Consider the following 19,582-nt stretch of genomic DNA (forward strand, 5'->3'; position numbering starts at 1 on the left):
TGTCACACCGCGGTCGCGGCCCCGCTGATCGCGAGGGGCCGCTCAGGCGGGCGGTACGCGGCCGGGCTGCGCCGGATCGAGGGGTTCGATGCCGACGGCGGTGCCGTAGGCGCACACCTCGATGCCGGTCCCGCCGAACTCGGTGGTCTCGAAGCGGAACGCGACGACGGCGTTGGCGCCCTTCTGCTGGGCCTCGGCGGCCAGGCGCGACAACGCCTCCTGTCGGCAGTCGTGCAGCAGCTGGGTGACGCCCTTGAGTTCACCACCGGCCATCGCCTTGAAACCGGCGCCGATGTTCGAGCCGATGTTGCGTGACCGGACGGTGAGTCCGAACACCTCACCGAAGGTGAAGCCGATGCGGTAGCCCGGGATCTCGTTGCTGGTGACGATGATCATGGAGAGATGGTAGGCCGATTCGGTGCGACGATGGGGCCATGTCATCGGTGCACGAGGAGTCCGCCCCCGACCCGGGAACGGCGGGTGACGGGACAACACACGTCACGACGTCGGTGGCCCGGCGGATCGAACCGGGCCGCGAACACGACTTCCTCGCCTGGACCGACGCGGGGATCGCCCTGGTGCGCACCTTCCCCGGGTTCCTCGGGGGAGGGTGGCTGCGATCGCCGTCGGATCCGTGCGAGTACTACGTCGTCTACCGGTTCGCGAGCGAGAGCGACCTCGAGGACTGGATGGCGTCGCCCATCCGCCGGGCATGGCTCTCGCGCGGTGAGGGCGTCGCGGTCGAGCAGGTGGTCCATCGACTCTCCGGCGTCGAGGGCTGGTTCGAACCGCAGTCGACCCTGACCCATGCGGTGCGGGTGGTCGGCGCCCCGCCGCCGCGCTGGAAGCAGGCCATCACCATCTGGCTCGGGTTCTTCCCGCTGAGCCTCGCGATCAACGCCGGGGTCATCGCACACCTCGACGGAGTCCCGCTCGCCGCCAAGACGCTCATCGCGACACTCATCAACACCCCGCTCATGGTGTACCTGGTGTTGCCGTGGATCACCGCCCGTCTCCGGCGCTGGTTGTAGCGGCCACTAGTCTTGAGCGGGCTGCGACCGAGGGTCGTGGCGTTTCGTCGCACGTGGAAGGGATCCATCGGTGTCTGCCATCTCCCGGGACGAGGTCGCCCACCTGGCGCGGCTGTCGCGCCTGACCCTGCCCGACTCCGAGCTCGATCAGTATGCAGGCCAGATCGATTCGATCCTGAGCCACGTCGCGCAGATCTCCGAGGTGGACGTCTCCGGCGTCGAGACCACCGCGCACCCCGCGGGCCTGGCCAACGTGCTGCGGCCCGATGTCGTGGTGCCCGGCCTGTCGCCCGAGCAGGCGCTGTCCGGCGCCCCGTCGGTCGAGCAGGACCGGTTCGCCGTCCCGCAGATCCTGGGTGAGGACCAGTGACCGCGATCCGTCCCGCCGGGCCCATCACCGGGCTGTCCGCGGCCGACCTCGCCGACAAGATCCACTCGCGCGAGCTGTCGTCGTTGGAGGTCACCCGCGCCCACCTCGATCAGATCGCCGAGATCGACGGTGACCTCGGCGCGTTCCTGCACGTGACGTCCGACGCCGCCCTGGCCGCGGCCGAGGCCGTCGACGCCTCGATCGCCGCCGGCGAGACCCCGGCATCGTCGCTGGCCGGCGTGCCGCTCGCGCTCAAGGACGTCTTCACCACCACCGACGCGCCGACCACGGCCGGGTCCAAGATCCTCGAGGGGTGGATCCCGCCCTACGACGCCACCGTCACGCGGCGACTCCGCGAGGCGGGCATCCCCATCCTCGGCAAGACCAACATGGACGAGTTCGCGATGGGCAGTTCCACCGAGAACTCCGCCTACCAACTCACGCGTAACCCGTGGGACACCACGAAGATCCCCGGCGGATCGGGCGGCGGCAGCGCCGCGGCGCTCGCGTCGTTCCAGGCGCCGCTGGCCATCGGCACCGACACCGGCGGCTCGGTCCGCCAGCCCGCCGCGGTCACCGCGACGGTCGGTGTGAAGCCGACCTACGGCACGGTCTCGCGCTACGGACTCATCGCCTGCGCATCGTCACTCGATCAGGGTGGCCCCTGTGCGCGAACGGTTCTCGACACCGCACTGCTCCACGAGGTGATCGCCGGGCACGACCCGCGGGACTCGACGTCGATCGACGCCCCGATCCCCGACGTCGTCGGCGCGGCGCGGGCCGGCGCCCAGGGCGATCTCGCCGGGGTCAAGGTCGGCATCGTCACCGAACTCCAGGGCGACGGGTATCAGCCCGGCGTGCTGGCCTCGTTCACCGCGGCAGTCGACGCACTGCGTGAGCGCGGCGCCGAGATCGTCGAGGTGTCGTGCCCGCACTTCGGCTACGCGCTCGGCGCGTACTACCTGATCCTGCCGTCGGAGGTCAGTTCCAACCTCGCCCGTTTCGACGCCATGCGGTACGGACTGCGGGTCGGCGACGACGGCACCCATTCCGCCGACGAGGTGATGGCGCTGACGCGTGCGCAGGGTTTCGGCCCGGAGGTCAAGCGCCGCATCATGATCGGCACCTACGCACTCTCGGCGGGGTACTACGACCAGTACTACGGGCAGGCGCTGAAGGTGCGCACCCTCATCGCCCGCGATTTCGCGAATGCCTTCGCATCGGTCGACGTGTTGATCTCGCCGACCACGCCGCAGACCGCGTTCGGGATCGGCGAGAAGGTCGACGACCCGCTCGCGATGTACCTGTTCGACCTGTGCACGCTGCCGGTGAACCTCGCGGGCAACTGCGCGATGAGTGTGCCGTCGGGGCTGTCGGCCGATGACGGACTCCCTGTCGGACTGCAGATCATGGCACCGTCGCAGGCCGACGACCGCCTGTACCGCGTGGGTGCGGCCTATGAGGCGGCGCGCGGCGACATCGCCTGACAGCCTCGGTGGTTCGGCGGTCGGTCAGAACTTGTGCGGGATGGTGGTGATCACACCGCCGTCGACGACGAACTCCGAACCGGTGGCGTAGGACGACTCGTCGGAGATCAGGAACAGAACGAACGACGCGATCTCCTCGGGTCGGGCGGGCCGGCCGAGCGGGATCGTGAGCATGTCGTCGGGAATGCCCTCGGTCATCGGTGTGCGGACCAGGCCGGGATGGATCGAGTTGACCCGTACATGCGGGGCGAGTTCGGCGGCAACCGATTTCGTCAGTCCGCGCACGGCCCACTTGGTGGCGACGTAGCCGTGCGCCCACGGGGTACCGCGCATCCCCTCGATCGACGAGATGTTGACGATCGACCCGTTGCGCGAGGCGATCAGCGCGTCGGCCGCGGCCTGCATCCCCAGGAAGGTGCCGGTGAGGTTGACGTCGACGATCTGCTGCCACTTGTCGAGGCGGAACCCCTGCAGGGTCGAGCCGTTGGCGATGCCGGCGTTGTTCACCAGTCCGGTCAACGAGCCGTAGGTACCGACCGCGGTCTCGACCGCCATGGCCCAGTCGGCGGGATTGGTGACGTCGAGATGGACATAGGTGGCCGCGTCACCGAGTTCGGCGGCGACCGCGTGGCCCTCGTCGTCGAGGATGTCGCCGATCACGACCGACGCGCCCTCGGCGACCAACGCGGCGGCATCGGCGGCGCCCATTCCCCGTGCGCCACCGCTGATCACGACGACCTTGCCGTCAACACGTCCCATGGTGTGTGTTCCTCACTGTTCGGTGTGGCTGATGTGGTGCTCGGTCGTGGTGGTCGAGAGATCCCGGGGCTCGGGGCGCCAGACGCCGCGGCTGTTGACCAGCGGGAGGTCGAGCGTGGCGCGGAGTCCGGCGGGAGCGTCGAGGACGGCCGGGATCGCGTTCACGATGCGTCCGGCCGCGGCGACGATGGCGGCGTGGTTGTGATCGCCGTGCACGCTGGTCGGACAGATGTCGACGACGTAGGACGGTTCGCCGGTGATCTCCACCCGGTAGGAACCACCCGGTTGCGCCGACTGCGCCCAGTCGGGTCGGAGATCGGGCCGCAGCCGCGTGACGTGTTCGACCACGATCGCCGGGTGGCCGTCGACCATCCCACGGATCTCGAACCGGATGGCCGCGGTGGTGCCCTGCGCGATCGGTCCGGCGGCGATGGTGAAGTCCTCCGGAGCCGGTTCGCGCTCGTTGTGGTCGACGATCTCGTCGAGTGTGATGCCGAGCGCGTCGGCCAATTGCCGGATCGCCGATCCCCACGCGAGGCTCAGCACGCCGGGTTGCAGGAACAGCGGCGGGTCGTCGACGGGGGAGCCGAACCCCATCACGTCGTAGATGACCTCGGCGCCGTCGTAGGTGGCGTAGTCGGCGATCTCCATGCAGCGGATCTGGCGGATCTCCTGGCACGTGCCGGCCAGCGCGATGGGCAGGAGATCGGTCGCGAAGCCGGGGTCGACACCGGTGACGAACATGCTGACACCGTGCGCGACGGCGGTCTCCTCGATCCGGTCGATCAGCTTGTCCGGCATCGTCTTCCACGGGTACTGGAACGACACCGGCGATGATCCCACCACGTCGACCCCCGCCGACAGCAGGCGCAGACAGTCCTTCGTCGCCTCGCCCATCCGGGTGTCGCCCATCGCGCAGTGGACCACGCAGTCGGGCTTGGCGGCGATCACGCCGTCGAGGCCCTCTGTCGCCGTGATGCCGGTCGTGGTGCCGAGTCCGGCGAGGTCACCGGCGTCGCGCCCTATCTTGTCGGGCGTGACCACCCCCACCGCGACGAGGTCGAACCGGTCGTCGGTGATGAGTTGCCGCAGCGCGAGCCGACCGACATTGCCCGTCCCGACGAGGGCGACGCGGATGGTCATCGGCTTCTCCTGTTCGAACGCAGAGTGGTGAACAACAGATCAGACACTAGTCCAGACAGCTGATTGGTCAAGCCTTGCCGGGGTGCGAGGGCCCGCCAGGTCCGCAGATCGGTACGTTCGCGGACTGTTCCGGCCCGTACCGATGGCCGTGACCGGTCGGGAGGGACAGCGCGCCGAGCAGGTCGACACTGGTTTGCAGGAACGACACCGCCGGAACCCAGGGCGGGCGGGGGAGGTCGGCGTGACCCGGCCACAGATGTGCGGGGCGCCACAGCAGCGACACCGACCACCGGGCGACGGGGTCGCTCGCGTTGACCACGACGCGCCGGTCGTCGGCCCGGGGTGCGACGGTGTCCGCGGGTGGTCCGGCCAGCACCGTCGAGCAGATCGTGACGCCGTGGCCTCGAGCCCACACCCGCGCGGCGTCCGCCCCGATCGCCCCGAGGCTCTGTCCGTAGAGGTAGACCTGCGGGTGGTGGGGGGCCGGGTGTGACCGCAGGTCGTCGTCGAGTGCGGCCACCAGGGCTACGGCCGATTCCCGCGCCGCGGCGGCCGCCCCTGCGGCGAAAGCCTGCCAACTCGGTGCGTCGGCGTAGGGCAACGCGATCGTCGCGACGTCCCCGCCGAGGCGACGATCGAACCCCGTCAGCGCGTCGGCGTCGACCCACCCCGATCCGGTCGGCACCGCGACGACCACCGCCGCGCGGTCCGCCCCGCCCGCGGACCGCCAGCGTTCGACGAGACGCCGGGCCCGTTCGACGATCGGCCGACGGTCGAACGGCTCGGTGATCGCGGTCCGGTCCGATGGCCCCGTTGCCACGATCGTGACCGGCACGCCGGCGGTGACCGGTGGCCGGGCCGTCGCCTGCGCCACGTCCGACCCGGCGAACGTGATCGCCACGGCCAGCGTGAGCGCGGCCCGGGGCGCGACGAGTACCGCCGCGACAGTCGCGACCGCCGTCACTGACGGCGCCGCCCAGACTGTTCCGACCACCGGTGCACCCGACGACGTGCGGAGCACGTTCTGCCACCACACCGTCACCACGAGCGAGGACACCACGACGACCGTCGTCGCGACCACCGTGACACGCCCGGCAGCGCCCGCACCGATCCGCAGACGCACGGCGACGCATCCGATCGCCGCGCCGGCCGCGGTCAGGACCGCCGACGTGGCGGCATGGACCAGCGCCTCGCGCGGCAGCGACCCGGGTACCGCGGCCGCCAGCGCGCCCGCCGCCACGCCGACCAGCTCCGCGCGCGACGGGTGTCGAACGGGTGTCCTCATCGGCGTGCCGCGGCGACCGCGATGGACACACCGATGTCGCCGAGGTCCTCACCACCGACGGGGACCCCGCCGTTCTGACGCCAGGTGTTCCCCGAGACACCTACGTCGACGAGATCGGCGGCAGCAGAACAGATCGGGTCGTCACAGGAGCGGTGCATCCCCTCGACGAGATCGTGGTCGAGTCGGTGTCGCGCCCACGCGCCCAACGGGTGTCCGGTCCTCGCACCCAGGCGCAGGAGGTCGTAGCCGAGATCGTGGATCTTGCAGAGCGGTTCGAAGCGGTGGGGGAGTGGGACGGGGGACGAACACCCGCCGCGGGCCGCGGCGGGTGAACCGTCCACGACGACCGGGTCGTAACCCAACGCGGTGCGCGGGTCGGGTCGGAGCACGTCGAGGGCGTGGAGGGGATCGGGGCCGGTGAGTGCGAGCACCGCGGCACCGGCCGGGGTGGCGACGTCGGCGGGTGTCGGGGACCAGCGTGTCGCCGCGTCACGCGATCCCCAGAGCCCGGCCTGCGCGGCCAGGAGCAGTAGACACAAAACGAGCCCGAACGTGGTCAGGGGCAGGATGATTCGGCGCGACGGTGTGGTCATGCAGCGACGGTAGGAATGCCGGGCACCCGCCCACATCGCGCGCAGGTGCCACTCGCCGAGCGCCCCGCGGGTGGTGTCGACGCCACCGGTCGATACCCGCGAGGTAGCAAGAATCTCCCTCGCCCGTATGAGGACGACGACGCCGGTCGGCACCTAGCCTGGTCACCGACGAAGGAGACACGACATGAGCAGACGACAGTCCGTGGTGGCCGCCCTGCGGCGGATGCCCCTGGCGTCGGACCCCGCGGTGGTCGCGTTCCTCGCCCGTCCGGTCAACGTTGCGCTCACGGTCGTGGCGCTGATCATGTTCTCGGTTGCGTGGCCGACCTTGCCGATCACCCACCGCGTGCTGACCGTGCTGTTGCCGGTCGTCGCCGCCTTCGCGTCGCTGCCGATCATGCTCGCGTGGGCCAGACCCGCTCTGGGATGGGCGATCTCGGTGGCGGCAGCGGTCGTCATCGGCATCGCGTTCGCGCCGGTGGACGGGTGGGCGTGGCACGTGCAGGTCGTCCACGTCATCGCGCTGCTGGTGCTCACCACCGCGACGTTCCTGCGCGGACCGATCCGTCTGACACCGGTCGCCTGGGCCGTGACGTGTCTCGTCACGTTGATCGGCGCGCCGCGGACCGCGGCCGCCGGGTGGATCGCGGGCGTCACCGTGTTGTTCGTCATCTGCGTCCTGCTGCGGGTGCTGATCCGCTCGCGACGACAGCTCGCCGAGGAGACCGAACTGAAGGACGTCGCCGCATCCCGTGGTGCGGTCCTCGCCGAACGTGCCCGCATCGCCCGGGATCTGCACGATGTCGTCGCCCACCGGATGTCGGTGGTCGTGGTCGCCGCGCAGACCGCCCGGTACCGCGTCGACGGCGTCACCGACACCGTCGACGCCGAGTTCCAGTCCATCGCCGGAATGGCTCGCGAGGCACTCGACGAGGTGCGCCAGATGCTGGGTGTGCTGCGTGTCGACGACGACGCGGCACCGCAGGCACCCACGCCGGGGGTCGCCGACATCGACCGGTTGATCGAGGCCACCCGCAGCGCGGGCGTGCCGATCGACTACGCGGTGACGGGTCGCGATACACCGGTGCCCGAGACGGTCGGCGTCGTCGCGTACCGGATCGTGCAGGAGGGACTGGCCAACGCCGCGCGACACGCACCGTCGGCGCCGGTGTCGGTGGCCGTCGACGTCTCGCCGACCGCCGTGAGTGTGACCGTGCGCAACGGTCCCGGTGATGTCGTCACGGCCGATCCCCACCCCGCCGGCGGCCATGGCATCCCCGGGATGGAGGAGAGGGCCCATGCGGTGGGTGGCTCGGTGGAGGCGGCCCCCGACGGCCGGGGTGGGTTCCGGGTGGCCGCGGTCCTGCCGTCGCGACCCCCGTTGGCCGCGATCACGGCGGGTCGCTGACCGTGCCGATCACCGTGTTCATCGCCGACGACCAGGCCATGGTCCGGCAGGGTTTCGGCGCGCTGCTGTCCGCGCAGCCCGACATCTCCGTGCTCGGTGACGCCGCCGACGGCGTCGCCGCGGTGGCCGGCATCCGTCGCAGCCGACCCGATGTGGTGCTGATGGATGTGCGGATGCCGGAGATGGACGGTCTCGCCGCGGCGCGCACGGTGCTCGCCGATTCTGGTGGCGATGGCCCGAAGGTGTTGATGCTGACCACGTTCGACATCGATGACTACGTCTACGAGGCGCTGCGCATCGGTGCGTCGGGTTTCATGCTCAAGGACGCGCCTGCCGAGGAGTTGATCCGTGCGGTGCGTGTGGTGGCCGCCGGGGACGCGTTGCTCGCGCCGTCGATCACGCGCCGCCTCATCGCCGAGGTGACCGGCCGGCGGCGGGCGACGTCGACGGGTACGGCTCCCTCGGCCGCGCTGCGATCACTCACCGGGAGGGAACGCGAGGTGCTCGAACGCCTCGCCGAGGGGATGTCGAACGCCGAGATCGCGGCTGTCCTGTTCGTGGCCGAGCAGACCGTGAAGACCCATGTGAGCAACGTGCTGGCGAAGCTGGGATTGCGCGACCGGGCTCAGGCGGTGGTGTTCGCCTTCGAGAACGGCGTCCGCTGACCGGTCGGGGGTGTCGCGGGGAGACGTGAGACCGCCGAGCGCAGCGACCACCACACGCCCGGCGACAGCGGTCGTGACCGGCGGCGCAGGTGGATCGCGACCAGGGCTATGAGTGCCGCCACCGCGGCGCGGCCCGGCGCGGTTCCCAGCACGCCGGCGGCGTACGACACGGGCTCCCAGAGCATCCGCAGCGTCGAGGTGACGATCTGCGAGTCGGTCTCGGTGATCGGTACGCCCTCGCCCTGTCGGCGGGAGTTCGCCCCGACACCGGCGTCGGCGAGGTCGGCTGCGGTCTGGCATCCGTCGTCGGCGCAGCTCGCGTGCATCCGGGCTGACAACTGTCCGTCGAGGGACTGCCGGGCCCACGGCCCCAGCGGGCTGCCGGTGAAGGCGCCGTAGCGGAGCAGGTCGTACCCGAGGTCATGGGTCTTACAGGGTGCGTCGAACGACATCGGCATCGCGATGGGTGACGAGCAACCGCCGTCGGGGTTGGCCGGGACGCCGTCGATCAGCACCGGTCGGTACCCCATCTCGTCGGCGAACCCGAACGGGATGAGGGCCAGCGCATCGGCCGGGCGGGGACCGGTGAGGGCGGCCACCGCGGCTCCGGTGGGGGTGTCGGCGCCGAGGTGCGCGGAGTCGACGTCGGGTGCCGAGGCCGTGGTCGGTGCGGTGAGCGCCGTGGTCATCATCGGCGCCGACGACGTGGTCGACAACGACGCGATGACCACCCCGGCCGCGATGATCACCGCCGACACCAGCAGACGACCGAACCACGCCCGCAGGGTGTCGAGTCGGCCGGTGGTCATCGGACCGACTCTACCGCTGGTATCGAAACCCACCGGTATCGAAACCCGCAGGGTCCGGCCGACGGCCTCGCGTCGGCCGTCGCGCGCGGTCGTCGTCGATTCCCTAGATTGTCAGTGCACGCAGGTGTCGGGGCGGGCCGCACGGCCCACCACCCCGGCGCGCGCTGAAGGGAAACCCACACGTGAGCAAGTTCGGCATCCTCACCTCCGGCGGTGACTGCCCCGGCCTCAACGCGGTCATCCGCGGGGCCGTCCTCAAGGGCGAGACCGTCTACGGACAGGAGTTCGTCGGTTTCCGTGACGGGTGGCGAGGGCTGATCGAGGGCGACACCATGCCGCTCGATCGAAGTTCCGTCCGTGGCCTGTCGCGCGAGGGCGGGACCATCCTGGGGACGAGCCGCGTGGGTCCCTACGCCGAGCACGGCGGCGCCGACGTCGTCAAGGGCGTCCTGGCCGATCTCGGGATCGACGGGGTGATCGCGATCGGCGGCGAGGGCACCGCGTCGGCCTCCAAGCGCCTCTACGAGGACGGGGTCAACATCGTCGGGGTGCCCAAGACGATCGACAACGACCTCGACGCCACCGACTACACCTTCGGCTTCGACACCGCCGTCGAGATCGCCACGGAATCGATCGACCGCCTCCGCACCACCGGCAACTCCCACAAGCGCTGCATGGTGCTCGAGGTGATGGGCCGCCACGCCGGATGGATCGCGCTGTATTCCGGTATCGCCGGCGGTGCCCACGCGATCCTCATCCCCGAGCAACCAGAGAGCCTCGACCAGATCTGCGCCTGGGTCACCAGCGTCAAGAACCGCGGACGGTCACCGATGGTCGTCGTCGCCGAGGGCTTCCGACTCCCGGACATGGACGTCGCCCACTCCACGAAGGGTCTCGACGGTTTCAACCGTCCCCGCCTGGGTGGCATCGCCGAGGTGCTGGCGCCGTTGATCGAGGACCGCACAGGCATCGAGACGCGTGCGACCGTGCTCGGCCACATCCAGCGCGGCGGATCGCCGACCGGGTTCGACCGGGTGCTGGCGACCCGCCTGGGCATGGCGGTGACCGACCTCATCGCCGACAAGAACTGGGGTCACATGGTGGCGCTGCGGGGGACGCGGATCGTGCGCGTCGACTTTGGCGAGGCCCTCGCCAACCACAAGACCGTGCCGCAGGACCAATACCAGGAGATCCGCGTCATCTTCGGCTGACCCGATCGTGTCGGGGTGGCGCACCCCATCAGGAGGATCGATGAACCGCGACGACATGTTCGACGCGATCGCCGCCGAACGTGGAGAACTGGCCGACGTGCTCGACGGTCTCGACGACGCACAGTGGGCGACACAGTCGCTGTGTTCGGAATGGACCGTGCGCGACGTCGCCGGGCACCTGGTGATGCCTCTCATCACCGGGCCCATGACCATCGCGCGCACGGTGTTCCGTGTGCGTGGGAACCTCGCCCGCGCGAACGTGGTCTCGTCGCGGAAGGTCGCGGTGGACCATCGCGACGAGTTGCCGTCGCTGTTGCGTGCCCACGCCGAGAGTCATTTCACGCCACCGTTCGGCGGACCCGAGGCACCGCTGACCGATCTGCTGGTCCACGGTCAGGACATCCGACGGCCCCTGGGTCTCACCCGTGGGTTCGACCCCGCGCGTCTTCGGGTGGCACTCGATTTCCTCTCCACCCGAGGGGCTTTCGCGTTCGGGGCGAGCCGGGCCGACGTGACGTGGGTCGCCACCGATCTGGACTGGCGTTCGGGTCGTGCCGGCGCGCCCGAGATCCGGGGACCGGCCGAGGCGGTGCTGCTGGCGCGCGCGGGACGTCGCGTGGCGCTCGCCGACCTCACCGGTGACGGTCTCGCGCGCGTCAGCCCCTCGGGATGACGATCCACAACGCGAGGTAGACCAGGACCTGCGGACCGGGCAGCACGATCGAGAGCACGAACAGCAGTCGGACGAGTCCCGCGCTCACGCCGACACGTTCGGCGATGCCGCCGCACACCCCGCCCATCCACGAGTCGGTCGTCGACCGACGCAGGCGGCGCGGGGCGGACGGTAGGGGTGCGTGGTAGCTCATGGCTCTCCTCGGGTCTGCCGACATCGATGTCGGTGTCGGCGCGGTTCGCCGATCTCCTTCCCCGACGGTAGGGACCGACGGCCTGTGCGGCATCGGGGTTCACCCCGGCTTCGACCCGGGTATCGCCGACCCGAGATCCTCAGGGCACCTTGGGGGACTTCCGGTCCGGGGTGTACGGCAGCGGCGTCACCGTGCCGAGGACCGAGAGGAACGAGGAGTCCCTCGGCGAGCCGACGCCGGTCGCGGTGTCATAGCCGCGGGTGGACTGCAGGCTCTGGGTGGGCAGTTCCAGCGTCCGGAGGCTGTACTGACGGCCGCCGACGGCGCTCTCGCCGTCGGTGAAGTTGACCCGGAACACCGAGGGCGTGCTCCCGTACTCCGCGGCGCTGGTCAGATCGGCCTCGTCGACGTCGTACAGGCTCGCTGTCTTCTGCTGGTACGCCGCGTAGATCCGGGGGTTGAGGAACCCCAGGTCACGCCCGGCCTTCTGGTTTGCCACCGCGGCCATACCCGCCATCAACGGTGCGGCCAGCGAGGTCCCGCCGATCCGGTACTCGTCGTAATAGCTTCCGTCGGTGAACTTCTGGGTCTGACCGACGAGGAACCCGGTGTTCGGGTCGGCGAGTGCGGAGATGTCGGGCAGGGCGCGACCGGTGGTCCCGGTGGCCCCGGAGCTGCCGTCGCGAGCGCCGTCGGTGATGCCCTTCTGGTAGCTCGGTTGCGGGAACACCGTGCTGATGCCACCACCGCCGCCACCGGAGAACGTCGGTCCCGCGGGGTCCAGCGAACCGGTGAACGTGTACCGCGCCGACGTCGGCGGTGTGGCCCCGGTGGGTAACGGTGCGAGAGTGCCTGTCGCCGATGTGAACCCGGTCTGCCAGCCAACCTCGAACGCCCGAGTCCAGCCGGGCTGGTTCACCGGGTTCGCCGGGTCGTCGATGCCGTAGATCCCGCCGCCGGCCGTCGACGACGATGCCGACGCCGCCGCGGGCCTCCCGCCGGTACCGAACACCGAGCCGCCGGCGCCGGCGACGATGGCCGCCGAGGTGCCGCCGACCGCGGTGACGTTGGGGGTGTTGGCGTAGAAGTCGACCGACGTCTTGCCGAGGGTGGTCAGCTCGTCGCCGTTGTCGCCGCTGGAGACGAAGATGCCGATACCGGTTGCCACCGCCTGAGCGAAGATCCCGTTGAGGCTGTTGACGAAGCCCTGCGGGACCGATTCGCCGCCGAAGCCGTAGGAGATCGAGATGATCGGCGCGAGATGTTTGTCGACGATCGCCTTGACGCTGCGATCGAAGTCCTGGTTGGCGTTCGAGGACGCGACGTAGAGGATCTTCGCGGCCGGAGCGGTCGTGTGGATGGCCTCGGCGTCGAGGGTCTGCTCGCCGAAGAAGGCGCCCGGGTCGTTCTTCGGGGTCGTCGGGTGCTGGTAGATGCCCGGCGGCACGATCTGGCTGATCTGCGGATCGGGCAGGTTGTGCAGCCGGGAGTACTGGGTGACGTCGGAGACGATCGTCGGGCTGGCGTTGGCCCCGACGAACGCGACGGTCTGTCCGGCGCCGGTGTCGCCGGAGCCGAGCCCGTACAGACCGCGCACCTGCGCCGGGGTGTAGCCGCAGGGCGCAAGGGGTTTCGTGGTGCTGCCGTCGACGGCGGTCGGCAGGGTGACGGTCTTCTCGCCCCAGGAGGTCGAACACGGCGTGCCCGAACGGAATCCGACACCCGGGTCGGCGACCTTGCCCGGGGTGGTGCCGTTGGGGGCCTCGTCGGGGGGAGATGCGGCGGGGATCGCGTCGGCGCCGTCGTCGAGACCCACGATCGCGCTGACCTTTCCGACCAGTGAGGCGGGCACGGCAGGCGCCGACGTGGGAGCCCGCATCACCCGGCCCAGTGCGTCATAGGTGGCCAGGGTGGTGTCGAACGCCCTCGACGCATCGCGCACGGTGCCCTCGACGGCCACGTATTGGCGGTCGGTGGGCACATCGACGATGCGCAGGCCCGCGCCACGCAACCAATCGCTGACGTCGGCGACATCGCCCGTCGTGGGGGAGAACCGTGACCGGAACTGCTCGGGGGTCAGATATCTGCCGAAGGACGCGCTGCCCGGTGTGCTCACCGCTCGGGTGACCGCAGCCAGGCCCGCGGCGTCGCGCCATGGGAGGTAGACACGGGCGTGGACGATCTCGGAGTCGGCGACCGGTGCCCGTAGGGCCGCGGGCGTCGCCCACGACGGACGACTGTCGGCGAGCCGGGTGCTCGCGCTCGCGCCACCGGCGGCCACACCGGTCACCGCGAGCGCAGCGACGCACCACGTGATCGTGGCGACAGCGAGACCACGAATGGACAGCGACATGATGAATCCCCCACCTGCTGGACCTCGGCCGGCCCTGACGGGCGACCCCGAGGTGAATACCACCACGTAAGTGGGTGCCTCGGGTAACTAAAGACCGTATTGTCCAGATCGTCCGCCCAGATCGCGGCAGCCTAAACTGGGGCCCATGACTGCTGCGACCGTCGACCTCGTCGACTACGACGACGTGATCCGTGACTTCGATCCCGTCCTGGGCCTCGAGGTCCACGTCGAACTCGGCACCGAGACGAAGATGTTCTGCGGATGCCCCACCGCGTTCGGGGCCGAACCGAACACCCAGGTCTGCCCGGTCTGCATCGGTCTGCCCGGGGCCCTACCGGTCGCCAACGCCGCCGCGATCGAGTCCGCGATCCGCATCGGTCTCGCGCTGAACTGTTCCATCCGCGATTCGAGCCAGTTCGCGCGCAAGAACTACTTCTATCCCGACCAGCCGAAGAACTACCAGATCTCCCAGTTCGACGAGCCCATCGCCTACGACGGCTACCTCGATGTGGTCCTCGGCGACGGCACCACCTGGCGGGTCGACATCGAGCGTGCCCACATGGAGGAGGACACCGGCAAGTCGCTGCACATCGGCGGCGCCGGACGCATCCACGGTGCGAGCCATTCCCTGCTCGACTACAACCGGGCGGGCGTACCGCTGGTCGAGATCGTGACCCGACCCATCACCGGTGCGGGTGACCGCGCCCCCGAGGTCGCGCGCGCCTACGTCGGCGCGCTGCGCGACCTGCTCAAGGCCCTCGGGGTGTCGGATGTGCGGATGGACCAGGGATCCCTGCGCTGCGACGCGAACGTGTCGTTGATGGCCAAGGACGCCACCGAATTCGGGACGCGTACCGAGACGAAGAACGTGAACTCCCTCAAGAGCGTCGAGGTCGCCGTCCGGTACGAGATGCGCCGTCAGGCCGCGATCCTCAACGACGGCGGCGAGATCATCCAGGAGACACGGCATTTCCAGGAGGTCGACGGCACCACCTCGGGCGGTCGACGCAAGGAGACCGCCGACGACTACCGCTACTTCCCCGAGCCCGATCTCGCGCCGGTGGCACCCGACCGTGCCTGGGTCGACCACCTCGCGACCACGCTGCCCGAACTGCCCTGGCTGCGACGTGCGCGCATCCAGTCCGAGTGGGGGGTGTCGGATGAGGTGATGCGCGATCTCGTCAACGTCGGTGCCATCGACCTCATCATCGCCACCGTCGACGCGGGTGCCCCGGCCGAGACCGCGCGCAGCTGGTGGGTCAGTTTCCTCGCCCAGCAGGCGAACTCGCGCGGTGCGGAGCTGGCCGATCTGGCGATCACCCCGGCACAGGTGGCGACCATCATCGGCCTCGTCGAGGCAGGCAAGCTCACCACCAAGCTGGGTCAGCAGGTCGCCGTCGCCGTGCTCGACGGCGAGGGGGAACCCGAGCAGATCGTCGCCGACCGCGGCCTCGAGGTCGTCCGTGACGACACCGCCCTGCAGTCCGCCGTCGACTCCGCGCTCGCCGCCAACCCCGACATCGCCGAGAAGATCCGGTCGGGGAAGGTCCAGGCGGCCGGCAAGATCGTGGGCGACGTCATGAAGGCGACTCGCGGGCAGGCCGATCCGGCCCGCGTGAAGGAACTGGTTCTCGCCGCCTGCTCCTGACCCCAGCCGGTCCCGACCGCGTTCGGATCAGACGTTGCTCTGCGAGCTCGTCGGCGGCAGGAAGCGCACGACGCGGTCGTCGGTGGCGACCGGGCGCCCGCCCTGCTTGTTGATGGTGCCGACCTGGAACAGCCCCGAGGGCAGGGCCGTCATCCGCCCCAACGCGCCGTAGCGCTTCTCGAACACGACGACCGGCGGTGACACGGTCGGCTTCTCGCGGGTCGGTTCCCCGAGCAGTTCCACCCGCTGGGTGCGCGCCGTCGACACCAGGACGCTCGATCCTGCTGCGGCGCAACCGGATATCTGCGGCCGGTCGGGCCACGTCCACAGCGGGCGCAGGGTGCCGGTGGTGTCGATGATCTGCAGGCGGTCCTCGGTCGGCGCGCGGTCGGTGAGGTACAGCTGACCGCTGCTCGCGTTCGCGCAGATGGTGGCGTTGGCGCCGAGTCCGGAGGCGAGGACGCGCGGGGCCGCGGTGCTGCCCGAGTTCAACGCCGTGACCGAGAGCAGTTTGCCCGCCAACGAACCCGGGTCGCCGGCGGACGCGGGGTTGCCCGCATCGCCGGTCGCGACGAGCAGTTCGGTCGGCGACCGGAAGTGCAGAGAGCCGACGTTGCCCGTGACTCCCTTGGGGATGCCGGTGAGGATGGGTTTGGGGGTGTCGCCGGGCGCGATCCGGACCACACGGTTGTCCGAGGCGGTCGAGACGTAGGCGTAGATCAGGCGGTCCTGGTCGTAGGTGGGCGACGGGGCGAAGTCCATCAGACCGCCGTCACCGTCGGCGTCCACCGGGATCGTCGCGAGGACCCGCTTGGGGCCGTTGCGGCGGGTGGCGATTATCTGGCCGGTCGTGCGCTCGGCGACGATCGTCGATTCGCCCTGGGCGTCGCCGCCGGGCATCACCGCGCTCGTCGCGGCCAGGCAGGTCGCGATGACGGCGGGATCGGGGTCGACGCACGGACCCGTGGGCGGAGGTCCCTCCTGGGGCGACTCGCTCGGTGGCGTCGGCGTCGGGACGACCGGCGTCACCGTCTCCGACGAGAAGTCGCCCGCCGCCCGTGCGCGGTCCTGATCGCCGAAATCCGCGCAGCCGCCGAGCAGGGTGGCGACGATCAGCAGCACCGTCGCCACGACGGCGATGCGTGTGCGGCGCGCTCGGTCGGACATGCGCCCCAGGGTAGGTGATCGACGCGACGCGGCGGTGTCACGTCACCGGCGACGGCGGCTCGACCACCTAGGGTGAGTCAGGTGAGTGAACGAGATCGTGAGCAGCGTCCGCAGGGTTCGAGCCCGTACGACGAGCCGACCGAGACCTTCCGCATGCCGCAGACCCCACCGGGGTCCGAGGAGAGTTCGACCGGCGTGCACGGGTACCAGCCGTACCGCCGCGACGGCGACGCCGAGGGCCGCGACGACGCCACGACCGCCATTCCGGCCGCCGCCGAGTCGGCCGACTCGGCGAGCGAGACCGCGCCCAAGACCACCGCGATCCCGGTGGATCGCGACGCGTTCCACCGCGAACACAACCGTCGCGCCGCCTACGCCGACGACGACGCGGTCCCCACCTACCGCGCGGACCGGGTCACCGACCGCGACCGCGACCTCGACGGCGACGACGCCTACGAGGTCGAGGGTGACGACGCCCAGACCCGTGCGCTCGACACCACCGGCCGCGACGAACTCGACGATCCGGTGTCGGATCGCCGCGCCCGACGTTTCTCCCGGTCGGGACGCAGGTCGGACCCCGACCGCATCGGTCGCGACGCCCTCGACGACGAACTGGCCGCCGCGCAGGCCGCGCAGCGGCGTGGGACGACCGACCTCGGATTGCTCGCGCTGCGCGTGGCCGTCGGCCTCATCGCCATGGCCCACGGTGCGCAGAAGCTGTTCGGCTGGTGGAACGGACCGCGTCTGAGCGGGTTCGAGGACTTCCTCCTCAACGCGCCCAACACCAACATCGGGTTCTCGGCCGATGCCGCCAAACCGCTCGCCATCGTCGGTGCGCTGTCGGAGTCGCTCGGCGGGCTGATGCTCGTGCTCGGACTGCTGACCCCGATCGCGGGTTCCGCGGTACTCGGCGTGATGATCATCGCCGCGACCTACAAGGCGACACTGGCCGGTGGGGTCTGGTTCTTCGCCTCCGGCTCCGCAGGCCCCGGTATCGAGTACGAGATCTTCCTCGGGATCGCCGCGGCGTCGATCATCCTCGCCGGACCGGGTCGCATCTCCCTCGATTTCGGACGCGGGTGGGCGACGCGGCCCTTCGTGGGATCGTTCGCGTGGTTGGTGGTCGGCATCGCGGCACCGGTCGCCATCTGGATCCTGTTCAACGGGACCAATCCGTTCCAGTCCCCGGGCAATCCGTCGACTGGCTAGTTTGGAGCGATGGGCGCCGTCGGGGACATCATCGGCAACTACTGGTGGCTGGTGTTCGTGGTCGGCGGGCCGGTCGCCGGTGGCGTGAAGGCCGTGGCCGCGGCCAACGAACGGCGCGCCCAGCGTCGACTGGAGCGCTATCGCATCAAGCAGCAGGCCAAGATCGCCACGGCGCAGGCCCAGGGCGTCGTGCGTGTCGACCGTGAGCGTGATCTGAGGGCGATCACGAAGCTGCTGGCCGAGCACGACGACATCGACACCCGGTGGTTCGCCTACGAGACCGATGTGATCAATCTGCTCGAGTTCCCCATGATCACCGACATGCGCGAACCGCTCACCGCCGCGTTCCACCGCGCCAAGCGCACCGCCGACTCACTGCGTCCCGACACCGCCGACGATCTCGTCGGACTCGCCGACGCGCAGGAGACCTACCGGGTGGCCGTCCACGATTACGCCGTGGCGTTCGACACCGCCGAATCCGAGGCCCGGCGGCGTCGTCGTGGCGACTTCTCCGAACCCGAGCAGCGTCGGCTCGTCCGTGCGCAGGGTCTGCTGCGGATGGCCATGGACATCGGCTCGACCCCGGCCGAACGGCAGGCGGCCTACCGCCGGGCGCGCGAGGAACTCGACGGGTTGGTGTCGTTGCCGACGGTCACCTACGCCCAGCTCGAACGCAGCGTCTCCGGCGAACTCGAGGCCTGACCGTCGTCGGTCACGTCCGCGGTGGAACTCACTCGCCGCGGAACTGGGCCGGGCGCCTCTCGAACACCGCGGCGATGCCCTCGGTGAGATCCTCCGACGGCAGGAAGGCCGCGTTCCAGGCCGCGACGTAGCGGAGCCCCTCGGTCACCGTCGCCGCGCGCTCGCGATCGAGGACGTCCTTGACGCCCTGCACCACCAGCGGCGGGTTCGCCGCGATCTCGGCGGCCGTCGCCCGGGCGGCGGCCAGGGCGGCATCGGCATCGGGGAGGACGTCGTTCACCAGACCGATCGACGCCGCACGGGAGGCGTCGATGTCCTTGCCGGTGTAGGCCAGCTCGCGCAGGTGGCCCTCGCCGATGATCGCGGGCAGTCGCTGCAACGAACCGATGTCGGCGACGATGCCGATCTTCGCCTCACGCACGCTGAACTTCGCGTCGGCGGCGGCGTAGCGGATGTCGGCTGCCGCGATGAGGTCGACGCCGCCACCGATGCACCATCCCTGGATCGCGGCGATGACCGGGGTGCGGCTGTCGGCGACCGCGGTCACCGATGCCTGCATCGACTTCACGAGGGTGTGGAAGCGGCTGCGGGGGCCGGCGAGCGCACGGTCGGCGAGCAGCGGGGCGAATTCGCCACCCATCTCGGCCAGGTCGAGGCCGAAGGAGAAATGCTTGCCCGACGCGGCGAGGACCACCGCACGCACCTCGGGGTCGGCGTCGAGTTCGGCGAACACCTGCGGGAGCTCGGTCCAGAAAGCGCGGCCCATCGCGTTGCCCTTGCCCGGACCGAGCAGGGTCACCTGCGCGACGTGGTCGGAGATGTCGACGGAGAACGCTGTCCATTCGGTCATGGTGAGCACCCTAGCGAGACCGCGGC

General features: G+C 70.3%; 20 protein-coding genes. 10 read left to right on the forward strand and 10 right to left on the reverse strand.

Going from position 1 to position 19,582, the window contains the following annotated elements:
- Positions 1-42: 42 nt before the first annotated feature.
- Positions 43-396 carry a YbjQ family protein gene (locus ACQ7HM_RS15465; RefSeq protein WP_434217135.1) on the reverse strand — a complete coding sequence of 118 codons (354 nt, stop codon included), beginning with the start codon at positions 394-396 and terminating at the stop codon, positions 43-45.
- 38 nt (positions 397-434) lie between these two features.
- Here ACQ7HM_RS15465 and ACQ7HM_RS15470 point away from each other — a divergent pair, with 38 nt between their 5' ends.
- The 3 genes from ACQ7HM_RS15470 to gatA all read left to right on the forward strand — a co-directional run bounded on the left by ACQ7HM_RS15470 (position 435) and on the right by gatA (position 2,888).
- Complete coding sequence (locus ACQ7HM_RS15470; protein ID WP_434217136.1) at positions 435-1,031, forward strand: antibiotic biosynthesis monooxygenase; 597 nt, start codon at positions 435-437, stop codon at positions 1,029-1,031.
- 70 nt (positions 1,032-1,101) lie between these two features.
- Positions 1,102-1,401 (forward strand): Asp-tRNA(Asn)/Glu-tRNA(Gln) amidotransferase subunit GatC, encoded by a 300-nt coding sequence (gene gatC, locus ACQ7HM_RS15475; RefSeq protein ID WP_434217137.1) that lies wholly within the window; start codon positions 1,102-1,104, stop codon positions 1,399-1,401.
- A complete protein-coding gene (gene gatA, locus ACQ7HM_RS15480) occupies positions 1,398-2,888 on the forward strand; it encodes an Asp-tRNA(Asn)/Glu-tRNA(Gln) amidotransferase subunit GatA (protein ID WP_434217138.1) in 1,491 nt (496 codons plus the stop codon). The genes gatC and gatA overlap by 4 nt, the downstream gene beginning before the upstream one ends.
- Positions 2,889-2,912: 24 nt before the next feature.
- Here gatA and ACQ7HM_RS15485 read toward each other — a convergent pair whose 3' ends face one another.
- The 4 genes from ACQ7HM_RS15485 to ACQ7HM_RS15500 all read right to left on the reverse strand — a co-directional run bounded on the left by ACQ7HM_RS15485 (position 2,913) and on the right by ACQ7HM_RS15500 (position 6,668).
- Positions 2,913-3,647 carry a glucose 1-dehydrogenase gene (locus tag ACQ7HM_RS15485; protein ID WP_434217139.1) on the reverse strand — a complete coding sequence of 245 codons (735 nt, stop codon included), beginning with the start codon at positions 3,645-3,647 and terminating at the stop codon, positions 2,913-2,915.
- A 12-nt stretch (positions 3,648-3,659) separates the two neighbouring features.
- Positions 3,660-4,790, reverse strand: a complete 1,131-nt coding sequence (locus ACQ7HM_RS15490; RefSeq protein ID WP_434217140.1) for an NAD(P)H-dependent amine dehydrogenase family protein — start codon at positions 4,788-4,790, stop codon at positions 3,660-3,662.
- 67 nt (positions 4,791-4,857) lie between these two features.
- Positions 4,858-6,075 carry an alpha/beta-hydrolase family protein gene (locus tag ACQ7HM_RS15495; protein ID WP_434217141.1) on the reverse strand — a complete coding sequence of 406 codons (1,218 nt, stop codon included), beginning with the start codon at positions 6,073-6,075 and terminating at the stop codon, positions 4,858-4,860.
- Positions 6,072-6,668, reverse strand: coding sequence for a hypothetical protein (locus ACQ7HM_RS15500; RefSeq protein ID WP_434217142.1), 597 nt, complete (start codon positions 6,666-6,668; stop codon positions 6,072-6,074). The genes ACQ7HM_RS15495 and ACQ7HM_RS15500 overlap by 4 nt, the downstream gene beginning before the upstream one ends.
- 184 nt (positions 6,669-6,852) lie before the next feature.
- Between ACQ7HM_RS15500 and ACQ7HM_RS15505 the strand changes: the two genes are divergently transcribed.
- Positions 6,853-8,076 carry a sensor histidine kinase gene (locus tag ACQ7HM_RS15505; RefSeq protein ID WP_434217143.1) on the forward strand — a complete coding sequence of 408 codons (1,224 nt, stop codon included), beginning with the start codon at positions 6,853-6,855 and terminating at the stop codon, positions 8,074-8,076.
- Between the two features lie 2 nt (positions 8,077-8,078).
- Positions 8,079-8,741: a response regulator gene (locus tag ACQ7HM_RS15510; protein WP_434217144.1), complete on the forward strand. Its 663-nt coding sequence runs from the start codon at positions 8,079-8,081 to the stop codon at positions 8,739-8,741.
- Here the strand turns inward: ACQ7HM_RS15510 and ACQ7HM_RS15515 are convergent.
- Positions 8,702-9,550, reverse strand: coding sequence for a hypothetical protein (locus ACQ7HM_RS15515; RefSeq protein ID WP_434217145.1), 849 nt, complete (start codon positions 9,548-9,550; stop codon positions 8,702-8,704). The two genes, ACQ7HM_RS15510 and ACQ7HM_RS15515, sit on opposite strands and share 40 nt — an antisense overlap.
- Before the next feature lie 182 nt (positions 9,551-9,732).
- On the opposite strand from ACQ7HM_RS15515, the gene ACQ7HM_RS15520 reads away from it, so the two are divergent.
- Positions 9,733-10,761, forward strand: coding sequence for a 6-phosphofructokinase (locus ACQ7HM_RS15520; protein WP_434217146.1), 1,029 nt, complete (start codon positions 9,733-9,735; stop codon positions 10,759-10,761).
- Positions 10,762-10,801: 40 nt separating this feature from the next.
- Positions 10,802-11,434, forward strand: coding sequence for a maleylpyruvate isomerase family mycothiol-dependent enzyme (locus ACQ7HM_RS15525; RefSeq protein ID WP_434217147.1), 633 nt, complete (start codon positions 10,802-10,804; stop codon positions 11,432-11,434).
- On the opposite strand, the gene ACQ7HM_RS15530 is transcribed toward ACQ7HM_RS15525, so the two are convergent.
- A complete protein-coding gene (locus ACQ7HM_RS15530) occupies positions 11,418-11,627 on the reverse strand; it encodes a PspC domain-containing protein (protein WP_434217148.1) in 210 nt (69 codons plus the stop codon). The genes ACQ7HM_RS15525 and ACQ7HM_RS15530 overlap by 17 nt on opposite strands.
- Before the next feature lie 139 nt (positions 11,628-11,766).
- Positions 11,767-13,980, reverse strand: a complete 2,214-nt coding sequence (locus ACQ7HM_RS15535) for a S53 family peptidase (protein ID WP_434217149.1) — start codon at positions 13,978-13,980, stop codon at positions 11,767-11,769.
- A 145-nt stretch (positions 13,981-14,125) separates the two neighbouring features.
- Between ACQ7HM_RS15535 and gatB the strand changes: the two genes are divergently transcribed.
- Positions 14,126-15,628, forward strand: a complete 1,503-nt coding sequence (gene gatB, locus ACQ7HM_RS15540; protein ID WP_434217150.1) for an Asp-tRNA(Asn)/Glu-tRNA(Gln) amidotransferase subunit GatB — start codon at positions 14,126-14,128, stop codon at positions 15,626-15,628.
- Between the two features lie 27 nt (positions 15,629-15,655).
- On the opposite strand, the gene ACQ7HM_RS15545 is transcribed toward gatB, so the two are convergent.
- Positions 15,656-16,795 (reverse strand): PQQ-dependent sugar dehydrogenase, encoded by a 1,140-nt coding sequence (locus tag ACQ7HM_RS15545; protein ID WP_434217151.1) that lies wholly within the window; start codon positions 16,793-16,795, stop codon positions 15,656-15,658.
- Positions 16,796-16,876: 81 nt separating this feature from the next.
- On the opposite strand from ACQ7HM_RS15545, the gene ACQ7HM_RS15550 reads away from it, so the two are divergent.
- Both ACQ7HM_RS15550 and ACQ7HM_RS15555 read left to right on the forward strand, forming a co-directional pair.
- Positions 16,877-18,004 (forward strand): DoxX family protein, encoded by a 1,128-nt coding sequence (locus ACQ7HM_RS15550; RefSeq protein ID WP_434217152.1) that lies wholly within the window; start codon positions 16,877-16,879, stop codon positions 18,002-18,004.
- Positions 18,005-18,013: 9 nt separating this feature from the next.
- Positions 18,014-18,706 (forward strand): hypothetical protein, encoded by a 693-nt coding sequence (locus ACQ7HM_RS15555; protein ID WP_434217153.1) that lies wholly within the window; start codon positions 18,014-18,016, stop codon positions 18,704-18,706.
- A gap of 28 nt (positions 18,707-18,734) precedes the next feature.
- On the opposite strand, the gene ACQ7HM_RS15560 is transcribed toward ACQ7HM_RS15555, so the two are convergent.
- The gene (locus ACQ7HM_RS15560; protein WP_434217154.1) at positions 18,735-19,556 is read right to left on the reverse strand and encodes a crotonase/enoyl-CoA hydratase family protein; all 822 of its coding nucleotides are present in this window, start codon (positions 19,554-19,556) and stop codon (positions 18,735-18,737) included.
- Between the last annotated feature and the right edge of the window lie 26 nt (positions 19,557-19,582).

This window comes from Williamsia sp. MIQD14, assembly GCF_051025635.1.
In the GTDB taxonomy this organism is placed as follows: domain Bacteria; phylum Actinomycetota; class Actinomycetes; order Mycobacteriales; family Mycobacteriaceae; genus Williamsia_A.